Consider the following 16,596-nt stretch of genomic DNA (forward strand, 5'->3'; position numbering starts at 1 on the left):
GTGGCATACTCGTGGAAACGCAATTTGTTTTTTTTGTGGATCGGCACCTTTTTGGTCAGCATGGCTTATTCGGTCTCCATTCCGTTCATGTCGATCTACTTGCAGGAAGATTTGGGGGTAACGGATCATCTGGAAGCATGGACGGGGATCATCTTCTCCGCAACGTTTCTAGCCAGCTCACTGATCGCGCCTTTCTGGGGATCGATCGCCGACAAATACGGTCGAAAGCCGATGATGCTGCGGGCAGGCATCTGCTTGTCTCTGGCTTACTTCTTGTACTTCGTTGTGCAAAATCCGTACGAGTTGATCGCGGCCCGAATATTGGAAGGGCTGCTCGCCGGCTATATTCCTTCTGCTATCGCGCTCGTGGCGACGAATACGCCGGATAAACATGTCGGCTATGCGCTCGGCATCATATCTACAGCCAGTGCCGCGGCGTCCGTTATCGGCCCTCTGCTCGGAGGGGTGATTAGCCATATGATCGGACCCCGCGATACTTTTTTTGTTGCCGGAAGTATGGTGTTCATCGCTTTTCTGATCGCCTTGTTCTGGGTGAAAGAACCTTCGTTCAAGAAGTCGGAAGCCAGACGATCATCGGTCATCAGCGACTTGAAAGTGGCTGCTTCCAACCGGATTTTGATGGGCGCGCTGTTCGTCGTTTTCATTACGTCCACCGCTACGATGCTGCTCGAACCGCTGCTTACGGTCTATGTGCTGAAGCTGGGCTCCAGCGAATCGTCCGCGTCGCTCAACGCCGGAATCATTTTCTCCGCCGTCGGCATCGCCACACTCATCTCGGCGCCGTTCTGGGGCAAATATGGATCCCGGATCGGATATGAAAAGGTGCTGTTCATCGGTCTGCTTGGCGGAGGGATCGGCAACCTGCTCCAAATCGCGTTCCACAGCTTGGTCGGCTTCGGCTCGCTGCGCTTCGTTTACGGACTATTCTTCGCCGCCGTATTTCCAGCGCTCAACGCGTTCATTGCGCAGCATACGGATCCCGCGTTCCGCAGCCGCGCATTCGGTCTGAACCAGTCGGCGAATCAGCTCGGATTGTTGGTCGGCCCTTTGGCCGGAGGCTTTCTGGCGACCCAATTGTCCATTCCGGTCGTGTTCGCCATTACAGGCAGCCTGCTCTTATTCGTGGCGCTGATGCTGAAGATGCCCAAATTTTCCATGCGAACGAGCGCTTCCGCCTCCACGGCAAAAGAAACGTCACATTTATAAGATTCACCCTATGCTAAAGTCGGCCGCATGGCCGGCTTTTTTTATGTAAGTGTTGGATATCGGCATAACATACCGTTCCTTCGGTTGTGGACAACCTTTCCTGTGGATATGTTGACATGATGTAAAGAACATATGCACAAACTTTATCGGGAGGCTGTTTATTATGTGGATAAAGTTGTGGATAAATGATAAGGAGCTTTCTTTTTGACAAAATTAATTGTTTTAAATATAATTGTCATAACAACTAATTGATAGGGGATCGTGATTCACCATGTCCAAGCAAGCAACCAATCGAAGTATTTTGGACAGCTCGGCCGGGTTTCTCATGGGCGCCACTTACCGTAAAATATCGCAATTGTTCATGCAGCGATTGAAACCCTACGACATTACGCCCGAGCAATGGCTTGTCTTGTATTGTGTCGGGGAGCAGAAAGGCATGATCCAAAAAGACATCGCGGCCAAAGCGTCCAAGGACAAGCCGACGACAACGCGCATCCTCGATATGCTCGAGTCCAAAGGACTCGTTATAAAGCAGCCGGGTCAAAGCGACCGCAGGTCCTTTATCGTGCATACTACGGATAAAGGCAAGGAGTTGATCGCCCAGACAGAGGCGATCGAACGAAAAGCTGTCGAGGACGCCACGGCAGGAATGAGCACAGACGAATACAACCTGTTGATCGGGCTGCTGCACCGCATTGGAGAAAATATCGATCACCTGAATGCCAAAGAATAGGAGTGTCTATCAGATGTCGCAACAACCAGAATCGTCACAACCCCTAGAGCTCGCACCCTCGGCGCAAAAATTGTGGACTACCACTTTTATTGTGCTGACGGTGTCTTATTTTTTGTTATTCCTTTGTTTGCAAATGCTGCTTTCCCCGCTTCCCACCTATGCGAAGGAACGGTTTCATCCCGGGGACTTTACCGTCAGCTTGACCACGAGCGTCTTCGCGCTGGCCGCCATCGCATCGCGCTTCCTTACGGCCGCCTTGATGCGGCGCACGCATCGAACCGTGCTGCTGTTCAGCGGCATCTTCATCGCCGCGGCGGCAACCGCTGCTTATCCGTTTGCGGGCAGCATACAAGCCTTGCTCGCGCTGCGCATCTTATTCGGGATCGGCTTCGGGAGCACCAGCACGATCATGCCAACGCTCGTATCGCAAATTATCCCGTCCAGCCGCATCGGAGAAGGGATCGGCTACTTCGGTCTGTCCACCAGTCTCGCCATGTCGTTCGGCCCGATGATCGGCCTATCGGTTCTGGACGAATACGGCTTCGGCCTGCTCGCGACGCTCGGCACCGTCTCGGTCGTGCTAACCGTTCCGCTGTTGCTCGGGTTCCGTTCCATTCCGCCGCAGTCCCATGGACAAGCCCGACCTGACGCCAAGGCTTCGGTAGGAGCGAAACGCAAAACGCCGTTTAACGTCAAGCTGCTCCTGCCGGCACTGCTCAACGCCTTATTCTCCGTCACCTACGGCGGGCTGCTGAGCTTCCTGGCACTGTACGGCAAAGAAGTGCATCTGAATCATATCGGCTTGTTCTTTTTGTTCAATGTCATCACCGTACTCATTATCCGCCCGATTTCGGGACGTCTGTTTGACAGCAGGGGACACTCGGCCGTGCTCATTCCGGCGGCGCTGATCATTTTCGCCAGCTTGACGCTGCTTTCGTTCACTACCAGTCTTCCGCTGCTGATCGTTTCGGCGCTGCTGTACGGTCTCGGCTTCGGCGCCATTCAACCGACGCTTCAGGCGTGGATGCTGCGCGATTCGGCGCCGGAGCAGCACGGAACGGCCAATAGCCTGTATTATAACGCGCTCGACTTCGGCGTCGCGATCGGCGCCATGGTGCTCGGGCTTATCGCCTCCGGAACAAGCTACGCCGTAATGTACCGGTATTCCGCTTTATTTATGGTCTTATTTTTAATCGTATATGTGGTATTCCAGTTGGTCAGCGTGAAGAAAAACAAGCCGGCGACGGCTTCGTAATTGGGAGTAGCTCCTGCTCTTGCTTACATGAGGCTTATATTTGTTTGATGAATATGTCCTTGGATGGTAAATATGCAGAAAACCCGAGAGAGGATACGTCCCTCTCCCGGGTCACAGTTCATCCGTAGAAGTAATTTATAGTGATCGCCACTTAATTTTCTTTTTATTGCAAAATGGACATTTATTATTTCGAGATTTCGAGTTTATTCAAGTCCCATTTGGTTCTTAAGTGAAAGTTTTCCTGATTTAAAACTAAAAATCGCGCTAGCGCCTTCAGAGTTTTCACCCAGATACAGATACGTGGCTTTGTAATTAGTACCTCTATTTGCACCTTCTTGGGATAGAGTAGTACCAGGACCACCAATAATTTCCTTAACCTGATCATAGGTCATGCCGTAATAGATCTTATCAAATTCCTCTTTTGTGATTGTTACTTTTTCAGTCTCGATCTCCACTGAGACAGGCGCTCCAAATGAGCTTCCAAATATGTCTGATGCAACAGGCTGTTCATTTTGTTCTGCTGAAGTAGGTGTGGTAACCATTGTATTAGGTGCTTCGATTAGTTCAGATGACTCTGGCTGTTCAGCTAGTTTTTCAGTATCATTTGCATTAGCTTGTTGTGTATTTGAACTTTGAATGGATTGATCGGGTTCAGAAGCCGCCTCAGAGTGTGAGTTAATTCCTGCCAAGCTAATAGACGCTATGAGGACAAGTAATGATAACCAAAACCACCATTTCGTGAAGATTGTCTTTTTTATTTTCTTTTCGTCCAACGGGTGTCTCTCCTTTCCATCAACAAGTTAACTCTTAAACTTTATTTTATAATAGTTCGAGAACTTGTTTTAGAATAAATGGGTACCAGTTAGACCAAATTCAACCAATAACAAAGTCAGATACCGTTAAAACAATTGCCAACTCCTCGGGCGTCAGTGACTTTTTCCTACAATAAAAGCGCAAAAAGGACGGATTACTCCGCCCTTCTACGCTTTAAATTCAGTCGAAATCGTACCTCTGTTCTTTGAACGGGTCCCCATACATGTGATACCCGTTGCGCTCCCAGAAGCCCGGCTTATCTTTCTCCATAAACTCGATGCCGCGCAGCCATTTGGCGCTCTTCCAGAAGTACAAGTGCGGAACGACCGCCCGTACCGGATACCCGTGCTCCGGGGTAAGCAGCTGCCCGTTGTGCTTGATGCCGAGGAACGTCGTATCCCGCAAAAAATCCTCCAGCGGCAAGTTCGTGCTCCAACCGTGCTCTCCGTGCAGCATGACGAACTTCGCCTCCGGCTTCGGCTTCACATGCTCCATGAGTGTCGATACCGCCACGCCTTCCCACACATTATCCAGCTTCGACCAAGTGGTGACGCAGTGAATGTCGTTTTTGAACTCCCTTCGCGGCAGCCCCAAAAAATCTTTATAGCTGAACGCCACTTCTTCCTCGACTAATCCGAATACGCGCAAATCCCATTTGCCCATATCGTTATAATACGGCACGCTTCCATAGTGAAGCACCGGAAAGCCTTCCGTCAGCGTCTGGCCCGGCGGAACGCGATGTTTTATGCTGTCGCTCTCTTTAGAATCTGATGTCATCCGTCTGTTCTCCCTTACGGTTTGATATGCTTTCTTTCTAGTATAACCGTAATAGGCATCATTACAATAATTATTGGCAAACCGACCAAAGCAAACATCTTCAAAGGCTTAGCAACTTATGTTAGAATAAATGCATTGACTGATTTTATGTTCATCTGGGGGATTTCATTCATGTCCAAACATAAGGGACTGTGGCTGAGCGCGTCTATCGTTTTGTTTTTGGCCTTGATAGCGCTTGCGATCGTTTTCGAATCGACTCAGTTTTTGTACGCGGCGAGCGCACTGCCGATTGTGATCGTGCTGCTGCTGCCGGATATTCAAAACCAATACATTCATTCGAACAAAAAAAAGCAAGCTCTTTTCACCAAGCATGGCGAAGGAGATGAAGCGGCGATAGCCATTACCTTTTCTCCCGGCTATGTGCAGTGGAAACGAAACAAGCTCTATTTCCGCATTGATTCCGTTGCCGTTTCAGACAAAACCGAAGCTGCGGTCGGAGCCGACGCCGTGTCGCTCGGGGTTCTTCCCTTCGATCTGTGCGTTCACCCGCGCAAGGCGGGCTGGGTTGGAATCGATCTGTCGCAGATCGCCGAGCGGACCCGGGGGCTTTCATTCACAACCAAGGAAGTCACGCGTCTCGTAATACGGATGAACGATTTGGAGACCATCGGGATGCATCTTATGGGCACAGCCCCAATTGCAGGAGCATCCGTTCCCGGCAGCAACACGACCATGGAAGCATAACAGGTACGCAAAAAGATAAGTGGATTCCAAAGAAGCTTCAAGCGGCCGCCGACGTTCGGCAGCGGCCAAGCTTTTTAGAATCCACTTTTTTGATTTCACGGGTGCCTACATCCGTGAAACTTAATTGTAGTACCCTGCCGCCTGCTGCACAACCTGCTGCATCGGCAGATGATACGGGCATTTTTCCTCGCACAGCGGCTTTTCCTTACAGGGTTCGTAATCGGCGCAAGACAATATCTTGTCCTTTTGCCGCTCATAAAACCCGTCTCCCTTCGGAAGCAAGCCAAACGTCTGGCGAACTTGGCTCGAAATCATAATGTCCGGGATCGTGACACCGATCGGACAGGAGCAGTAATTGCAGCGCCGGCAATTGTGGCTTCCGAGCTCCAGCGCCAGCTGCTCCAGCTCGCGGCGTTCCTCGTCTCCCACTTCCTCGCGCATCGCCGCGATATTTTCCTTCACCTCGTCGACGCTGACCATCCCCGAGATAATGACGTTCACATCCTGACTGTACGGGTAACGGATCGCCTTGGAGACCGGTTGAATAAACCCCCCCGAGAGCGGTTTCATTGCCGTCTTGCCCATGTGCTGGCGGGTAGCCTCCGGGATCAGCTCCTGCAGCGCAAACGGCTGCGCCAAATTAAGGTGAAACAACACCTGATCGAACTGCCCTTTGCTGATCCATTTGGCAAGAAGCTCCGGACGGTGGCCGGTAATGCCGATAAAACGGACATGCCCTTTGCGCTTCATCTCCAGCGCCGCTTGATACGCGCCATCCTCTTCCATTGCCGCTTTAAACTCCTGAACTGTGTTTACATAATGAATCTGGAGCAAGTCGATAACGTCCGTTTTCATGCGGGTCAAACTGCGCTCCATCTCTTCCATGGCCGTCTTGTAATCGCGTTTATTCGTCTTCGTGGCGAGAAAATATTCCGAACGCCGGTGCGAGATGCTGTCCCCGATAATCTCCTCGCTGTTCCGGTAGCCAGCGGCCGTATCGATATAGTTGATGCCTTCATCCAGCGCGTAATTGAGCGCCGCCTTTGCCTGCTCGAAAGGAACGCCCGGCAAATTCATCGCTCCAAAACCAAGCGAAGATGCCCGGTGTCCCGTATTGCCAAACATCGTGTAACGCACGTAGCTCCATCTCCCTTTTCCCATGCGTAATCATGTTTCGGAATGAATGGTAAGTATGTGAACATTATAGTGCAAACGTCTGCAAAAAAACAGACTTGTCCCGGATTAAATCCGGGTGTATCATCGACTTTGTTATGCTGTGGACGTATAACTGGCAGGCTGCGCCCCGCTCAGCTTGTCGCTCTCCACCGAAAATCATTGCAGCATAAATAGCGCAGGCCGCCAAACAAACAGCGGCTGCCTGCGCTCTACTAAAATAAAAATGATGCCGCTTGAACAGCATTGCTTCACCGTCCGCCGCCTCTCGACTTATCGTCGTCTTTCCCATCATTTTTCTTTGAATCGTCGGTCTTGCGATCGTTATTTTTGTCCTGATCTTTGTTGTCCTGTTCTTTTTTGTCCTGATCTCGCTTATCCTGTTCTTTCTTCTCTTGCTCTTTCTTCTCTTGCTCTCTCTTTTCCTGGTCCTTCTTCTCCTGCTCTTTCTTCTGCTCTTCCGCTTTCTTTTTTTGCTCCTCTAAGCGCCGGGCGGTTTCTTCCTTCCGGCGCTGTTCTTCATTTTTTAGGGCTTCTTCCCGCTTCCGTTCTTCCTCTTTCTTCTTTTCCTGCTCCTTGCGATCATCCTGTTTGTCCCCGGGACGCACCGTGCCGGGATTGGTTGTTCCCGGCTTCGTCTGCGGATTGGAAGGATTCGTCCCCGGCCTGGTAGTGACCGGCGTAGACTTGTTATCCTTGCGGTCATCCTTCTTGTCGTCGTCCCTGTCTTTTTTATCGTTGTCTTTTTTATCTGTTGGTTTGCTGGGAACGGCCGTACCGGGCTTTTTCGGATCCGTTTTGCCGTTTTGCCCGTTCTGGTTCGTTTGATTGCCTTGACCGTTTTTCTCGTTTTGATTCGTTTGCCCGTTTTTGCCCGGTTGACTGCCGGTGGTCGTGGAGCCTTTGCCGTTGTTGTCTCTCTTCTCTTTCAGCTTTTCTTCGAGCTTCTTGTCAAGCTGCCCCGATTTCTCTTCCTCGACGAGCTTCTTGATATCCGATTTGCTCGGGATCGCCCCGCTCTGAATGGCCTTCGATATTTCTGGTTTTTCTTTCGATAGCTGCAATACCGATCCTTTTTTCAGCTCATCCAGCGTCACTTCCGTCCCGCTGTTTTTGGCATTCAAATACACGGTGTATTTGCCCATGGAAACACCGTTCTGGACGGCCGCTTGGCGTACTTCCTGCGGTGCGGCGAACGCCGCGACCTGGTAAGAGCTTGCCTCGGCCGGATGCGTCTTCTCGATGTGTTTGGTTACCTGCTCCTGCAGCTTGGTGGCGAGCTGCGTATCGCTGACCTTGGCGTTCTCTTGTACCACCGTGCTAGCAATAACGATCTCCGCTTCGCCTTTCGCTAGCGACTTTTCCTCTGCCTTATCCAGAAGACGGGATGCGACCGATTCAAGCTTTTCCCCTTTGTAACTGATGTTCTGAACCAATTCGTTGCCGTCTTCGTTCAGCCCCCGAAGCTCAAGCACGTTCTCGTTCATATCGATGCCCATCTCAATGCTCGGGTTTATATCCATCGATATGTAAGCAATGACTTCGGGACTTCCCAGCTTGCCGTTGAAGCTCGCGAACAGCACCAGGCAAAAGATGACAGCTGCAGCAATCGCCGAGCGTCCTGCGACAGACGGACTTCGCCAATTGATTCCGGAATCGGCGTACGCAATTTCTTCGCCGATTTCACAATTTCTTTTTTTGCGGGACACCCGTTCGAACTTGCCGTCCGGGCGCATCACGATGATGCTTTTGTCCGATATTTCCATGACAACCCCTTTATTCACTCGCAACCCCCCCTTCTTCCGAGTCGTCTCTGATATGTAAATACTCTCTGAGATACGGGTATGGCCCGTTGTAAATCAGAGCGACTGCAATAATAAACTTACGGTTGCGCTCAAGCGTCTTGCGGGATACTTCCACCTGATCGAGCAGTTCTTTGATCGGAAGCATCCTTTTTGTGACCATAATCCGCATGAGCTCCGGATTCAACGCCAGCTTCTTGGCAATGACAAACAACGCCTGCCTGGAATCGTCGTGCTTCGGGGAAGCATCGACCAAATCTCCAAACTGGATACTGAATTCGGACAGGCAGCGGTTCAGATCGAGAATTTCGCCGCGACGTTCTTCGGCGCCCTTCTCCTTCTCGTACTCTTCGATGGCTTGGTGAATTTCAATCGGGTTGACGATATTGTCTTCCTCGTCCTCCACCTCGAACGTACTGTACGGAATTTGCTGCGAGAACCGCTGCTCCTTGCGGACATAATCAATCAGCCTGCGGCGAATAACCTGTTCGGCAAAGCCCAGGAACGACCTTCCGGCGTGAGGCGAAAACTGATTGATCGCTTCATTGAATCCGCCGAGAGCGATACTGAATTCATCGTCGCGGGCCGGGTCGATATATCGTTTGCAAAATCTGCTCGTCACCTTGGCTACATACGGCTGATAGTCCGTAATGAACTGGTTGCGCAGACGTAAATCACCTTCTTGGATACAAATTACAATTTGCTCCGGGGTTTGCATGCTCCCCGAATCGGGGTGGTGAGACTGTCGTTTCCCGAGAAACTTCTTAAATAAAACAAGCAGCAATCGTTCCACCTCGCACTAAATTTTTCGCTACGTTTACTGGAATTACGGGGGTCACTGGCACTCGAATGAAACCTTATTTTCAAGGTGCTTTTCGGAATATAAGGTTTTCTTTTCCAAGACCCGTATTTACAAAAAAACGTCCCTCAATCCGCTGTTCTTAGACAGGCCGAATAAACGGCGGACCCGGGAAAGCAGCGTGCTTTTCCGGCGGCTCGCCATAGCGGCTTATGTGCAAGCGACGGAACTCCGACGCGTTGCCCCTGCTAAACGTATCGCGGGGAAGGGACGAAAGAAAGGTCTTACTTAACGGCCTCGCATGGTCTTCTTGTTCTTCAGCTTATGGCGCCGCTTGCTCAGGATATTCAGCCGTTCCTTCAGCTGCTGCTCCCACTCGGCGTCGCCGATTTGCTTGGCCACCATCAGCAGGTCCAGCGCCATATCGATCTGGCTGCGCACCACTTCAAGCGGGTCTTCGTTCTCGTTGTTGACGCAGTTTTCGAACAGCTCGGCTTGATCGCGGCTTTCTACGTATTCCTGGAAATCCACTTCCGGCGCTCCGTCTCCATGCGCGTATTCGGCTAATATTTCATATTCGTTCTCAACCAGATGGTGAACTTCCACCCGGTGGCATACCGGACAAAACAACAGCGGCACATTATGAATTTGTGTCCGGATATGCTTTAACGTCCCCTTGGTTCCGATCATGCTTGCCCCGCAACAAAAACTCATCGACATTGCCCCCTGTCTCCTATCTTGGCTTCCATTTATCTATATTCCATGCAAGTATCGTCGTTTCTAAAAATAATGCGCAGACCGCTATCCCAAATTTTATTCGACCTCAACATACAAAAATCCTCTTTTTTCACAGCGAAAAGTGCCAGTTAAATGTTTCCTTCCGCTCCATTTCCGGTGAAAAATGCATAGCATCGCCGAATGCTGCAAATTATGTAATAGAAATCTCTATGAGGAGGCGCAGCCGTGAATTCACTGCCGACATCCGGCTACGAGCTGCCGGACCGATATGAGAAGGACTTGCTGCACGCCATGGCGCAGGGCCCTGAAACGCTGCATGCGTACTGGGAAGTAAGCAACCGCAAGCGGTGGCTCTGCTCCCAGCAATTCGAATGCGATTACGGGGCGCTGCCGAAAGTGCTGCGGATATACGACGTAACGGCGGTTTACTTCAACGGCCATAACGCGAACGGCTTTTTCGATATCGAAACGACGCCGGAAGCCGTTAGCTGGTATATCTATGGTCTGATTCCGGGAGCTGTGTATTTAGCGGACCTCGGCGTATATACGCTAGAGAGGCAGTTCGTCCCGCTGCTTCGTGCAAATCCGGTCCAACTGCCGCGAAATGCCGAAGCTCCCTGGGGTTCTCCAATCGTACCGGTCGCGCTGCAAGCCCAATCGCAACATCCCGCATTCGGGCGCATCGTTCCGTCTGATTTTGAAAATTTCAATTTGTACTCCAACTGTATGAAATGAGGTCGTCCTTTTATGTTATATTGCCTGCAGCCGAAGCCGGAGCCATCAGGCTATCTGGCTTTGGTTCTCCATGCCCACCTGCCCTATATTCGCCATTACGACAGGGACGATTACATGGAAGAACGCTGGTTTTACGAAGCGATGACCGAGACCTATCTTCCGCTTCTTGAAGTGTTTGACCGTCTGATGGAAGACGGGGTGGATTTCCGGATCACGATGTCGCTGACACCGACGCTGCTTTCCTTATGTTCCGATCCGCTGATGCAAAAGCGGTTCGCCGTCCATTTGGACAAGCTGATCGAGCTGGCGGACAAAGAAACGGTCCGGCTTCGCCAAGACCCGCGTTTTCTTCCGCTCGCCCGCATGTACGCGGAACGGTTCCGCAAGCTGAGGCAGTTGTACGAAGCTGCCGATCGAAACGTTGTTTCCCTGTTCAGGCATTACCAGGACGAAGGCAAGCTGGAGATCATGACCTGCGCGGCGACGCATGGATTTTTGCCGCTCATGAAGACCGAGGAAGCGATTCACGCACAGCTTGCCACCGCCGTTAAGGAGCACGAGCGTCTTCTCGGCCGCAAGCCGCGCGGCATTTGGCTTCCGGAGTGCGGCTTTACGCCCGGCATCGATCGGATCCTGAAATCGCTCGGCATCGATTACTTCATCGCCGATTCAACCGCGGTCGCCTATGCAACGCCTCGTCCGAACCGGGGGCTGTATGCGCCGCTGATGACGCCTTACGGCGTCTCGGCGTTCCCGCGCGACCCCGAATCGTCGCAGCAAGTGTGGAGCTCCGAGCAGGGCTACCCGGGAGACTACGACTACCGCGAATATTACCGCGACATCGGCTGGGATTTGGGTTGGAACGATCCGCGGGAATGGGAGCATATTCGCCCGTATGTCCTTCCGACGCACGAGCGGGTCAATACCGGCATCAAATATTACCGCATTACGGGCAAAGAAAACCACCGCGAGCCGTATAACCCCGAATGGGCGAAAGCGAAGGCGGCGGAGCATGCCGGCCATTTCATGTTCAACCGGCAGCATCAGCTTCGTCACTGGGCCGCCCATTTGGACCGCAAGCCGATCGTCGTCTCGCCCTACGACGCCGAGCTGTACGGCCATTGGTGGTACGAAGGGCCGCTCTGGATCGAAATGCTGTGCCGCAAAATATTTTTCGATCAGCGTGACATTCAAATGATTACGCCGTCCGAATATTTAATTGAATATCCTGTGGCCGATACCGGCAAGCTGAACGAGTCCAGCTGGGGACGAGGGTCGACCGCCGAGGTGTGGCTCCAGCGGAACAATGACTGGATTTACCGGCATCTCCACGAAGCCGAGCTGCGGATGATCCGCCTGGCGACGAAGCATGAGCATCTGACCGGCGGCCGCACCCCCGCTTCGCTGCTGAAGCGTGCGCTGAATCAGGCGGCGCGCGAGCTGATGCTGGCGCAAAGCAGCGACTGGGCGTTCATCATGGACTCGAAGACCGTCGTCGAGTACGCCTGCCGGCGCACGAAAGACCATCTCGGCTGCTTTCGGATGCTGTGCGACCAGATCGAGGCGTCGCAGATCGACGAGGTGTTCGTCGCCGAGCTCGAGGCGAAGGATCATTGCTTCCCCGAGATCGATTTCCGGGACTATATAACGATCGAGCGCACCTCGCCGATTCCGATCATCAGAGACGAGGGCGAATGGCAGCGTGTTTTAAAGGAAACGGAGTACCGGCCAAACCATGTGATGCTGGCTTGGGAGTATCCGCCCAAGTATGTCGGCGGCTTGTCACGCGCCGTCTGCGATTTGGCGGAGTCGCTGGCTGCGCGTGGCGAAATGGTGCACGTCGTTACAAGCTCACACGAGGGCGCGCCTTATTTCGAACGCCGAAACGGCGTCTATGTGCACCGAATACCGGTGCTTCACTCGTACGATACGGACTTTTACCATTGGACATTCGAAATGAATTTGGCGATGACCGAGCACCTGGTGCGCTGGAAAGAGCACGGTGGACGCATCGACCTGCTGCATGCGCACGACTGGATGGTATACCATACGGCACGCGAATTAAAAATGAGCTACGACATCCCGCTCATCAGCACGATTCACGCGACGGAGTGGGGACGGAATCAAGGGCGTCTCCATTCGGAACTATCGAAAAAAATTCATCATTTGGAATGGCGGCTCACGTACGACTCCGATCGGGTGTTTGTTTGCAGCAGGTCGATGAAGCACGAGGTTGAAACGTTGTTTCATCTGCCGGAACGGAAAGTGCTCGTCTTTCCTAACGGCGTCCGTCTGCTAGGCGACCTCTCCGAATCGAATCGTTCGGAGGAATCCGCACAAGAAGCCAAGCGCCGTTTCGGCGTCGAGGGCCGCCGTATGCTGTTCTTCATCGGCCGCCTCGTCTACGAGAAAGGCGTGCAGACGCTCATTCATGCGATGCCGCGCATTTTGGCCCATGCCCCGGATACCGTGCTGTTCATCGGCGGCTCCGGTCCGATGGAGGAGGAGCTGAAGCAGATCGCCGCCCACCTGGGGGAGCATGTCCGCTTTACCGGCTTTGTGGATGACGAGACGAAGGCGGCCCTGTACCGCGCAGCCGATATTTGCGTCATCCCGAGCCACTACGAACCGTTCGGCATCGTTGCCCTGGAGGCGATGAAGCATCGGAAGCCGGTGGTCATTTCCGAAACGGGCGGACTTGCGGAAATGGTCGAGCATGGCGTCGACGGCTACAAGGCGCTGCCCGGTCACGTCGAATCGCTTGCCTGGCACATCAGCGATCTGCTGATGCAGCCGGAGCTCGGTCATCGGATGGCGGATTCGGCGTACCGCAAGCTTCATGAACGGTTTCTGCTGGAGCATATCGCCGGGGGTGTGGCGGATGAATACCGCAAGCTGACGCATGAACAGATGCCTGTGTATGCAGGAACCGTCTGATCTCACGCTTCGGCAGCCGCTTTCGATTCATTTTCTAACTACAAGAGGAGTGATGCGCATGAAAGCCGTAATCATGGCCGGAGGCAAAGGGACGAGACTTCGTCCCTTGACCTGTCACGTGCCTAAGCCGATGGTGCCGCTGACAGGCCGCCCTTGTATGGAATACATTATCGATTTGCTGAAAACTCACGGCATTAGCGACATCGCCGTGACCGTACAGTACTTGCCGGATGTGATACGCGACTATTTCGGGGACGGAAGCGAGTTCGGCGTGCGTCTTCATTATTTCGAAGAAACGGCTCCGCTCGGAACGGCCGGGAGCGTCAAAAATGCAGAGTCGTTTCTCGATGAAACGTTCATTGTCATCAGCGGCGACGCCTTGACCGATTTCGACCTGACGGACGCCGTCCGCTTTCACCGGCATAACCGCTCGCTCTCTACGCTGGTGCTCACGCAAGCGGAGCACCCCCTGGAGTACGGTGTCGTGATGACGGACCCGGAAGGGCGCATTATCCGCTTTCTGGAGAAGCCCAGCTGGGGGGAAGTATTCAGCGATACGGTCAACACCGGCATTTACATCCTGGAGCCGGACATCTTGCGGCGGATGGAGCCGGGAATCGAGTACGATTTCAGTACACAGCTGTTCCCCGGTCTGCTTGCGGAACAAAAGCCGCTATTCGGATACGTCGCTTCCGGCTACTGGTCGGACATCGGCAATCTGCAGCAGTACCGGCAAACCCAGTTTGATATGCTGGACGGGCGGGTAAAGGTAGCCATTCGCGGCAAGCAAATGCAGCCCGGCATTTATATAGGTAAGGACGTTACAGCGGGAGCGAACGTCAAATGGATCGGTCCCGCCTATATCGGCGACGGCAGCCGGATCGACGACGGCGTGGAGATCGGCGAATACTGCATCGTCGGCAAAAACAACGTGCTAGCCAAAGACAGCGTACTCGGGCGGTCCATCTTATGGGACCATAACCACATTGCCGAAAAAAACGAGCTGCTCGGCTCAACGCTGGCCAGCCGCATCTTGTGCAAGGAAAGCTCGCAGCTCGCCGACGGCAGCGTCGTAGGGAGCCACTGCGTGCTAGGGCCTCGAACCGTCGTGCAGCCGGGCGTCAAAATATGGCCGAAAAAGCAAATCCGCGAGCACTCCCGATTGAACTCATCCTTTATATGGGGCGATCATGCCGGCAAAACGCTCTATAAAAGCTTTGGCGTCGCCGGTATGCCCAACGTGGAAATGACCCCCGAATTCGCCGCCCGCTTCGCCACGGCTTACGGCGCCACGCTCGCAGCCGGCAAAACGATCACCGTCAGCTCGTCGCACAACGAATTCGCCAGAATGTTGAAGCGCACCGCCGCCGCCGCGCTGCAATCGGTCGGCGTGCATGTCGTCGACATCGGCGATGTGCTGCCGCCGGTCGCCCGCTTCGCCGTGCGCGAGCTGCAGACGGCCGGCGGACTGCACGTACAGCTTGGCGACGCCCGGTCCGAATGCCGGTTCGAATGCTACGACGAGCAAGGGCTGCCGATCGGCAAAGCGGCGGAGCGTAAAGTCGAGAACAGCTATTGGCAGGAAGACTACGCCCGCGCCGCCGCAGGCGCCGTGGGCAGCTACCGTACCGAAGACAAGCTGGCCGAGGCGTATCTCAAAGCCGTGCTCGCAACCACGGCATTCGCCCCGGCGGAAGACAGCCGCTTCCGCATCGTCGTCAGCACGCATCCGGGCGTATTCGGGCTGCTTCGCCCGCTGCTGAATCAGCTTCACTGCGAGCTCGTGCACTTGCCCGCGGAGCTGCAGCGCGATCAGCTGGGCGAGACGACGCGCGCCCTCGGGGCCGACTTGGGTCTCTGGCTCGACGACGACGGCCGGGCCATGGCCTTGTATACGTCGGAAGGCGAACGCATTGCAGACGACCGGCTGACGGTGCTGCAATATATTTCATTCTTTCATAGCTCCCCGGGAGCGCGCATCGGCGCACCAGGAAGCGCGCCGATGCTGCTGGACAGCCTTGCCGAAGGCCTCGGCTGCATGCTGATCCGCACCAAAGAAAGCATGCGGAGCATCATGGAAGCATCAAGCGATCTGGGCTTCCATCCGTTGTTTGACGGGATGCTCGCTACCGGCCTTATTTTGCAAAATATGAATCGAAGCGGCTTGTCTATTCAGCATTTGTTGGAGCTGATTCCTTCCTTTTATTTGCAGCGCGAACGGATCGACTGCCCTTGGGACCGCAAAGGTCTCGTCATGCGCAAGCTGATGCAGGAGGCGCAAGACCGGCAGGTCGAGCTGCTCGACGGCATCAAATTTTATCACGACGGCGAAACGGTGCTGCTGCTCCCCGACTCCGACGATCCGATCTTTAATTTGATCGCTCAAGGCGACCACCCGGAACGTCTAGCGGCGCTCGTGCATCAATATCGCGAACAAATTCTAAACTTTTTGCAATAAGCATACATTGAATTGTCGATGACAAGCGAGAGATCCGCTGCCGCAGCGGACCGTTGCAGACGGATCTTTCGCCCCACTCGCGGAAGGAGAGGATACCTTATGAAGTTGTTATCGATCGGATCGAAGCAGATCGCTTTTATCCGGTATGACGATCAAGCCTCGCAGATGCATATTCAATACCATACCGGCCAGACCCACACCTGCAACGGCGTCAACCCGGAGCAATACCGGCTGCTGCTGCAATCGCCGAACCGGTACGATCTGATCATGAAACTGACCGCCAGTCCGGCGAACGTTCCGACGCAAGCCTAAAGTTCATCGACAGATTCACGTTTTACCGCCAAATCTCCACTTCAAACTGCACGATGCGCCGCGCGATGAAAGCGATGGCCGAGCGATGCAGCT

Annotated in this window: 14 protein-coding genes; 8 read left to right on the top strand and 6 right to left on the bottom strand. The window is 53.5% G+C overall.

The window, feature by feature from the left end:
• The 3 genes from ACFQI7_RS23950 to ACFQI7_RS23960 all read left to right on the top strand — a co-directional run bounded on the left by ACFQI7_RS23950 (position 1) and on the right by ACFQI7_RS23960 (position 3,215).
• The gene (locus tag ACFQI7_RS23950) at positions 1-1,227 is read left to right on the top strand and encodes an MFS transporter (protein WP_218100081.1); all 1,227 of its coding nucleotides are present in this window, start codon (positions 1-3) and stop codon (positions 1,225-1,227) included.
• Positions 1,228-1,498: 271 nt separating this feature from the next.
• Complete coding sequence (locus tag ACFQI7_RS23955) at positions 1,499-1,960, top strand: MarR family winged helix-turn-helix transcriptional regulator (RefSeq protein ID WP_218100082.1); 462 nt, start codon at positions 1,499-1,501, stop codon at positions 1,958-1,960.
• 13 nt (positions 1,961-1,973) lie between these two features.
• Entirely contained in the window at positions 1,974-3,215 is a 1,242-nt protein-coding gene (locus ACFQI7_RS23960; protein ID WP_218100083.1) for an MFS transporter, read from the top strand.
• A gap of 203 nt (positions 3,216-3,418) precedes the next feature.
• Here ACFQI7_RS23960 and ACFQI7_RS23965 read toward each other — a convergent pair whose 3' ends face one another.
• A complete protein-coding gene (locus ACFQI7_RS23965) occupies positions 3,419-3,988 on the bottom strand; it encodes a hypothetical protein (RefSeq protein ID WP_230415137.1) in 570 nt (189 codons plus the stop codon).
• A 220-nt stretch (positions 3,989-4,208) separates the two neighbouring features.
• Positions 4,209-4,805 carry a sulfite oxidase-like oxidoreductase gene (locus ACFQI7_RS23970; RefSeq protein ID WP_218100084.1) on the bottom strand — a complete coding sequence of 199 codons (597 nt, stop codon included), beginning with the start codon at positions 4,803-4,805 and terminating at the stop codon, positions 4,209-4,211.
• A 171-nt stretch (positions 4,806-4,976) separates the two neighbouring features.
• Here ACFQI7_RS23970 and ACFQI7_RS23975 point away from each other — a divergent pair, with 171 nt between their 5' ends.
• Entirely contained in the window at positions 4,977-5,549 is a 573-nt protein-coding gene (locus tag ACFQI7_RS23975) for a hypothetical protein (protein ID WP_218100085.1), read from the top strand.
• A gap of 120 nt (positions 5,550-5,669) precedes the next feature.
• Here the strand turns inward: ACFQI7_RS23975 and ACFQI7_RS23980 are convergent, their stop codons facing one another.
• The 4 genes from ACFQI7_RS23980 to ACFQI7_RS23995 all read right to left on the bottom strand — a co-directional run bounded on the left by ACFQI7_RS23980 (position 5,670) and on the right by ACFQI7_RS23995 (position 10,037).
• Positions 5,670-6,686 carry an aldo/keto reductase gene (locus ACFQI7_RS23980; protein ID WP_218100086.1) on the bottom strand — a complete coding sequence of 339 codons (1,017 nt, stop codon included), beginning with the start codon at positions 6,684-6,686 and terminating at the stop codon, positions 5,670-5,672.
• Positions 6,687-6,973: 287 nt separating this feature from the next.
• Entirely contained in the window at positions 6,974-8,506 is a 1,533-nt protein-coding gene (locus ACFQI7_RS23985) for an anti-sigma factor domain-containing protein (RefSeq protein ID WP_218100087.1), read from the bottom strand.
• Entirely contained in the window at positions 8,499-9,308 is an 810-nt protein-coding gene (gene sigI / locus ACFQI7_RS23990; RefSeq protein ID WP_218100088.1) for an RNA polymerase sigma factor SigI, read from the bottom strand. The genes ACFQI7_RS23985 and sigI overlap by 8 nt, the downstream gene beginning before the upstream one ends.
• A gap of 303 nt (positions 9,309-9,611) precedes the next feature.
• A complete protein-coding gene (locus tag ACFQI7_RS23995) occupies positions 9,612-10,037 on the bottom strand; it encodes a hypothetical protein (protein ID WP_218100089.1) in 426 nt (141 codons plus the stop codon).
• Positions 10,038-10,286: 249 nt separating this feature from the next.
• Between ACFQI7_RS23995 and ACFQI7_RS24000 the strand changes: the two genes are divergently transcribed.
• The 4 genes from ACFQI7_RS24000 (at position 10,287) to ACFQI7_RS24015 (ending at position 16,503) form a co-directional block, all read left to right on the top strand.
• The gene (locus ACFQI7_RS24000) at positions 10,287-10,796 is read left to right on the top strand and encodes a DUF4912 domain-containing protein (protein WP_218100090.1); all 510 of its coding nucleotides are present in this window, start codon (positions 10,287-10,289) and stop codon (positions 10,794-10,796) included.
• A gap of 12 nt (positions 10,797-10,808) precedes the next feature.
• The gene (locus tag ACFQI7_RS24005; RefSeq protein ID WP_218100091.1) at positions 10,809-13,733 is read left to right on the top strand and encodes a 1,4-alpha-glucan branching protein domain-containing protein; all 2,925 of its coding nucleotides are present in this window, start codon (positions 10,809-10,811) and stop codon (positions 13,731-13,733) included.
• A gap of 58 nt (positions 13,734-13,791) precedes the next feature.
• Entirely contained in the window at positions 13,792-16,191 is a 2,400-nt protein-coding gene (locus ACFQI7_RS24010) for a sugar phosphate nucleotidyltransferase (protein WP_218100092.1), read from the top strand.
• Positions 16,192-16,290: 99 nt separating this feature from the next.
• Entirely contained in the window at positions 16,291-16,503 is a 213-nt protein-coding gene (locus ACFQI7_RS24015) for a KTSC domain-containing protein (RefSeq protein ID WP_218100093.1), read from the top strand.
• Positions 16,504-16,596 lie beyond the last annotated feature (93 nt).

It is taken from the genome of Paenibacillus allorhizosphaerae (genome assembly GCF_042659105.1).
Lineage (GTDB): Bacteria > Bacillota > Bacilli > Paenibacillales > NBRC-103111 > Paenibacillus_G > Paenibacillus_G allorhizosphaerae.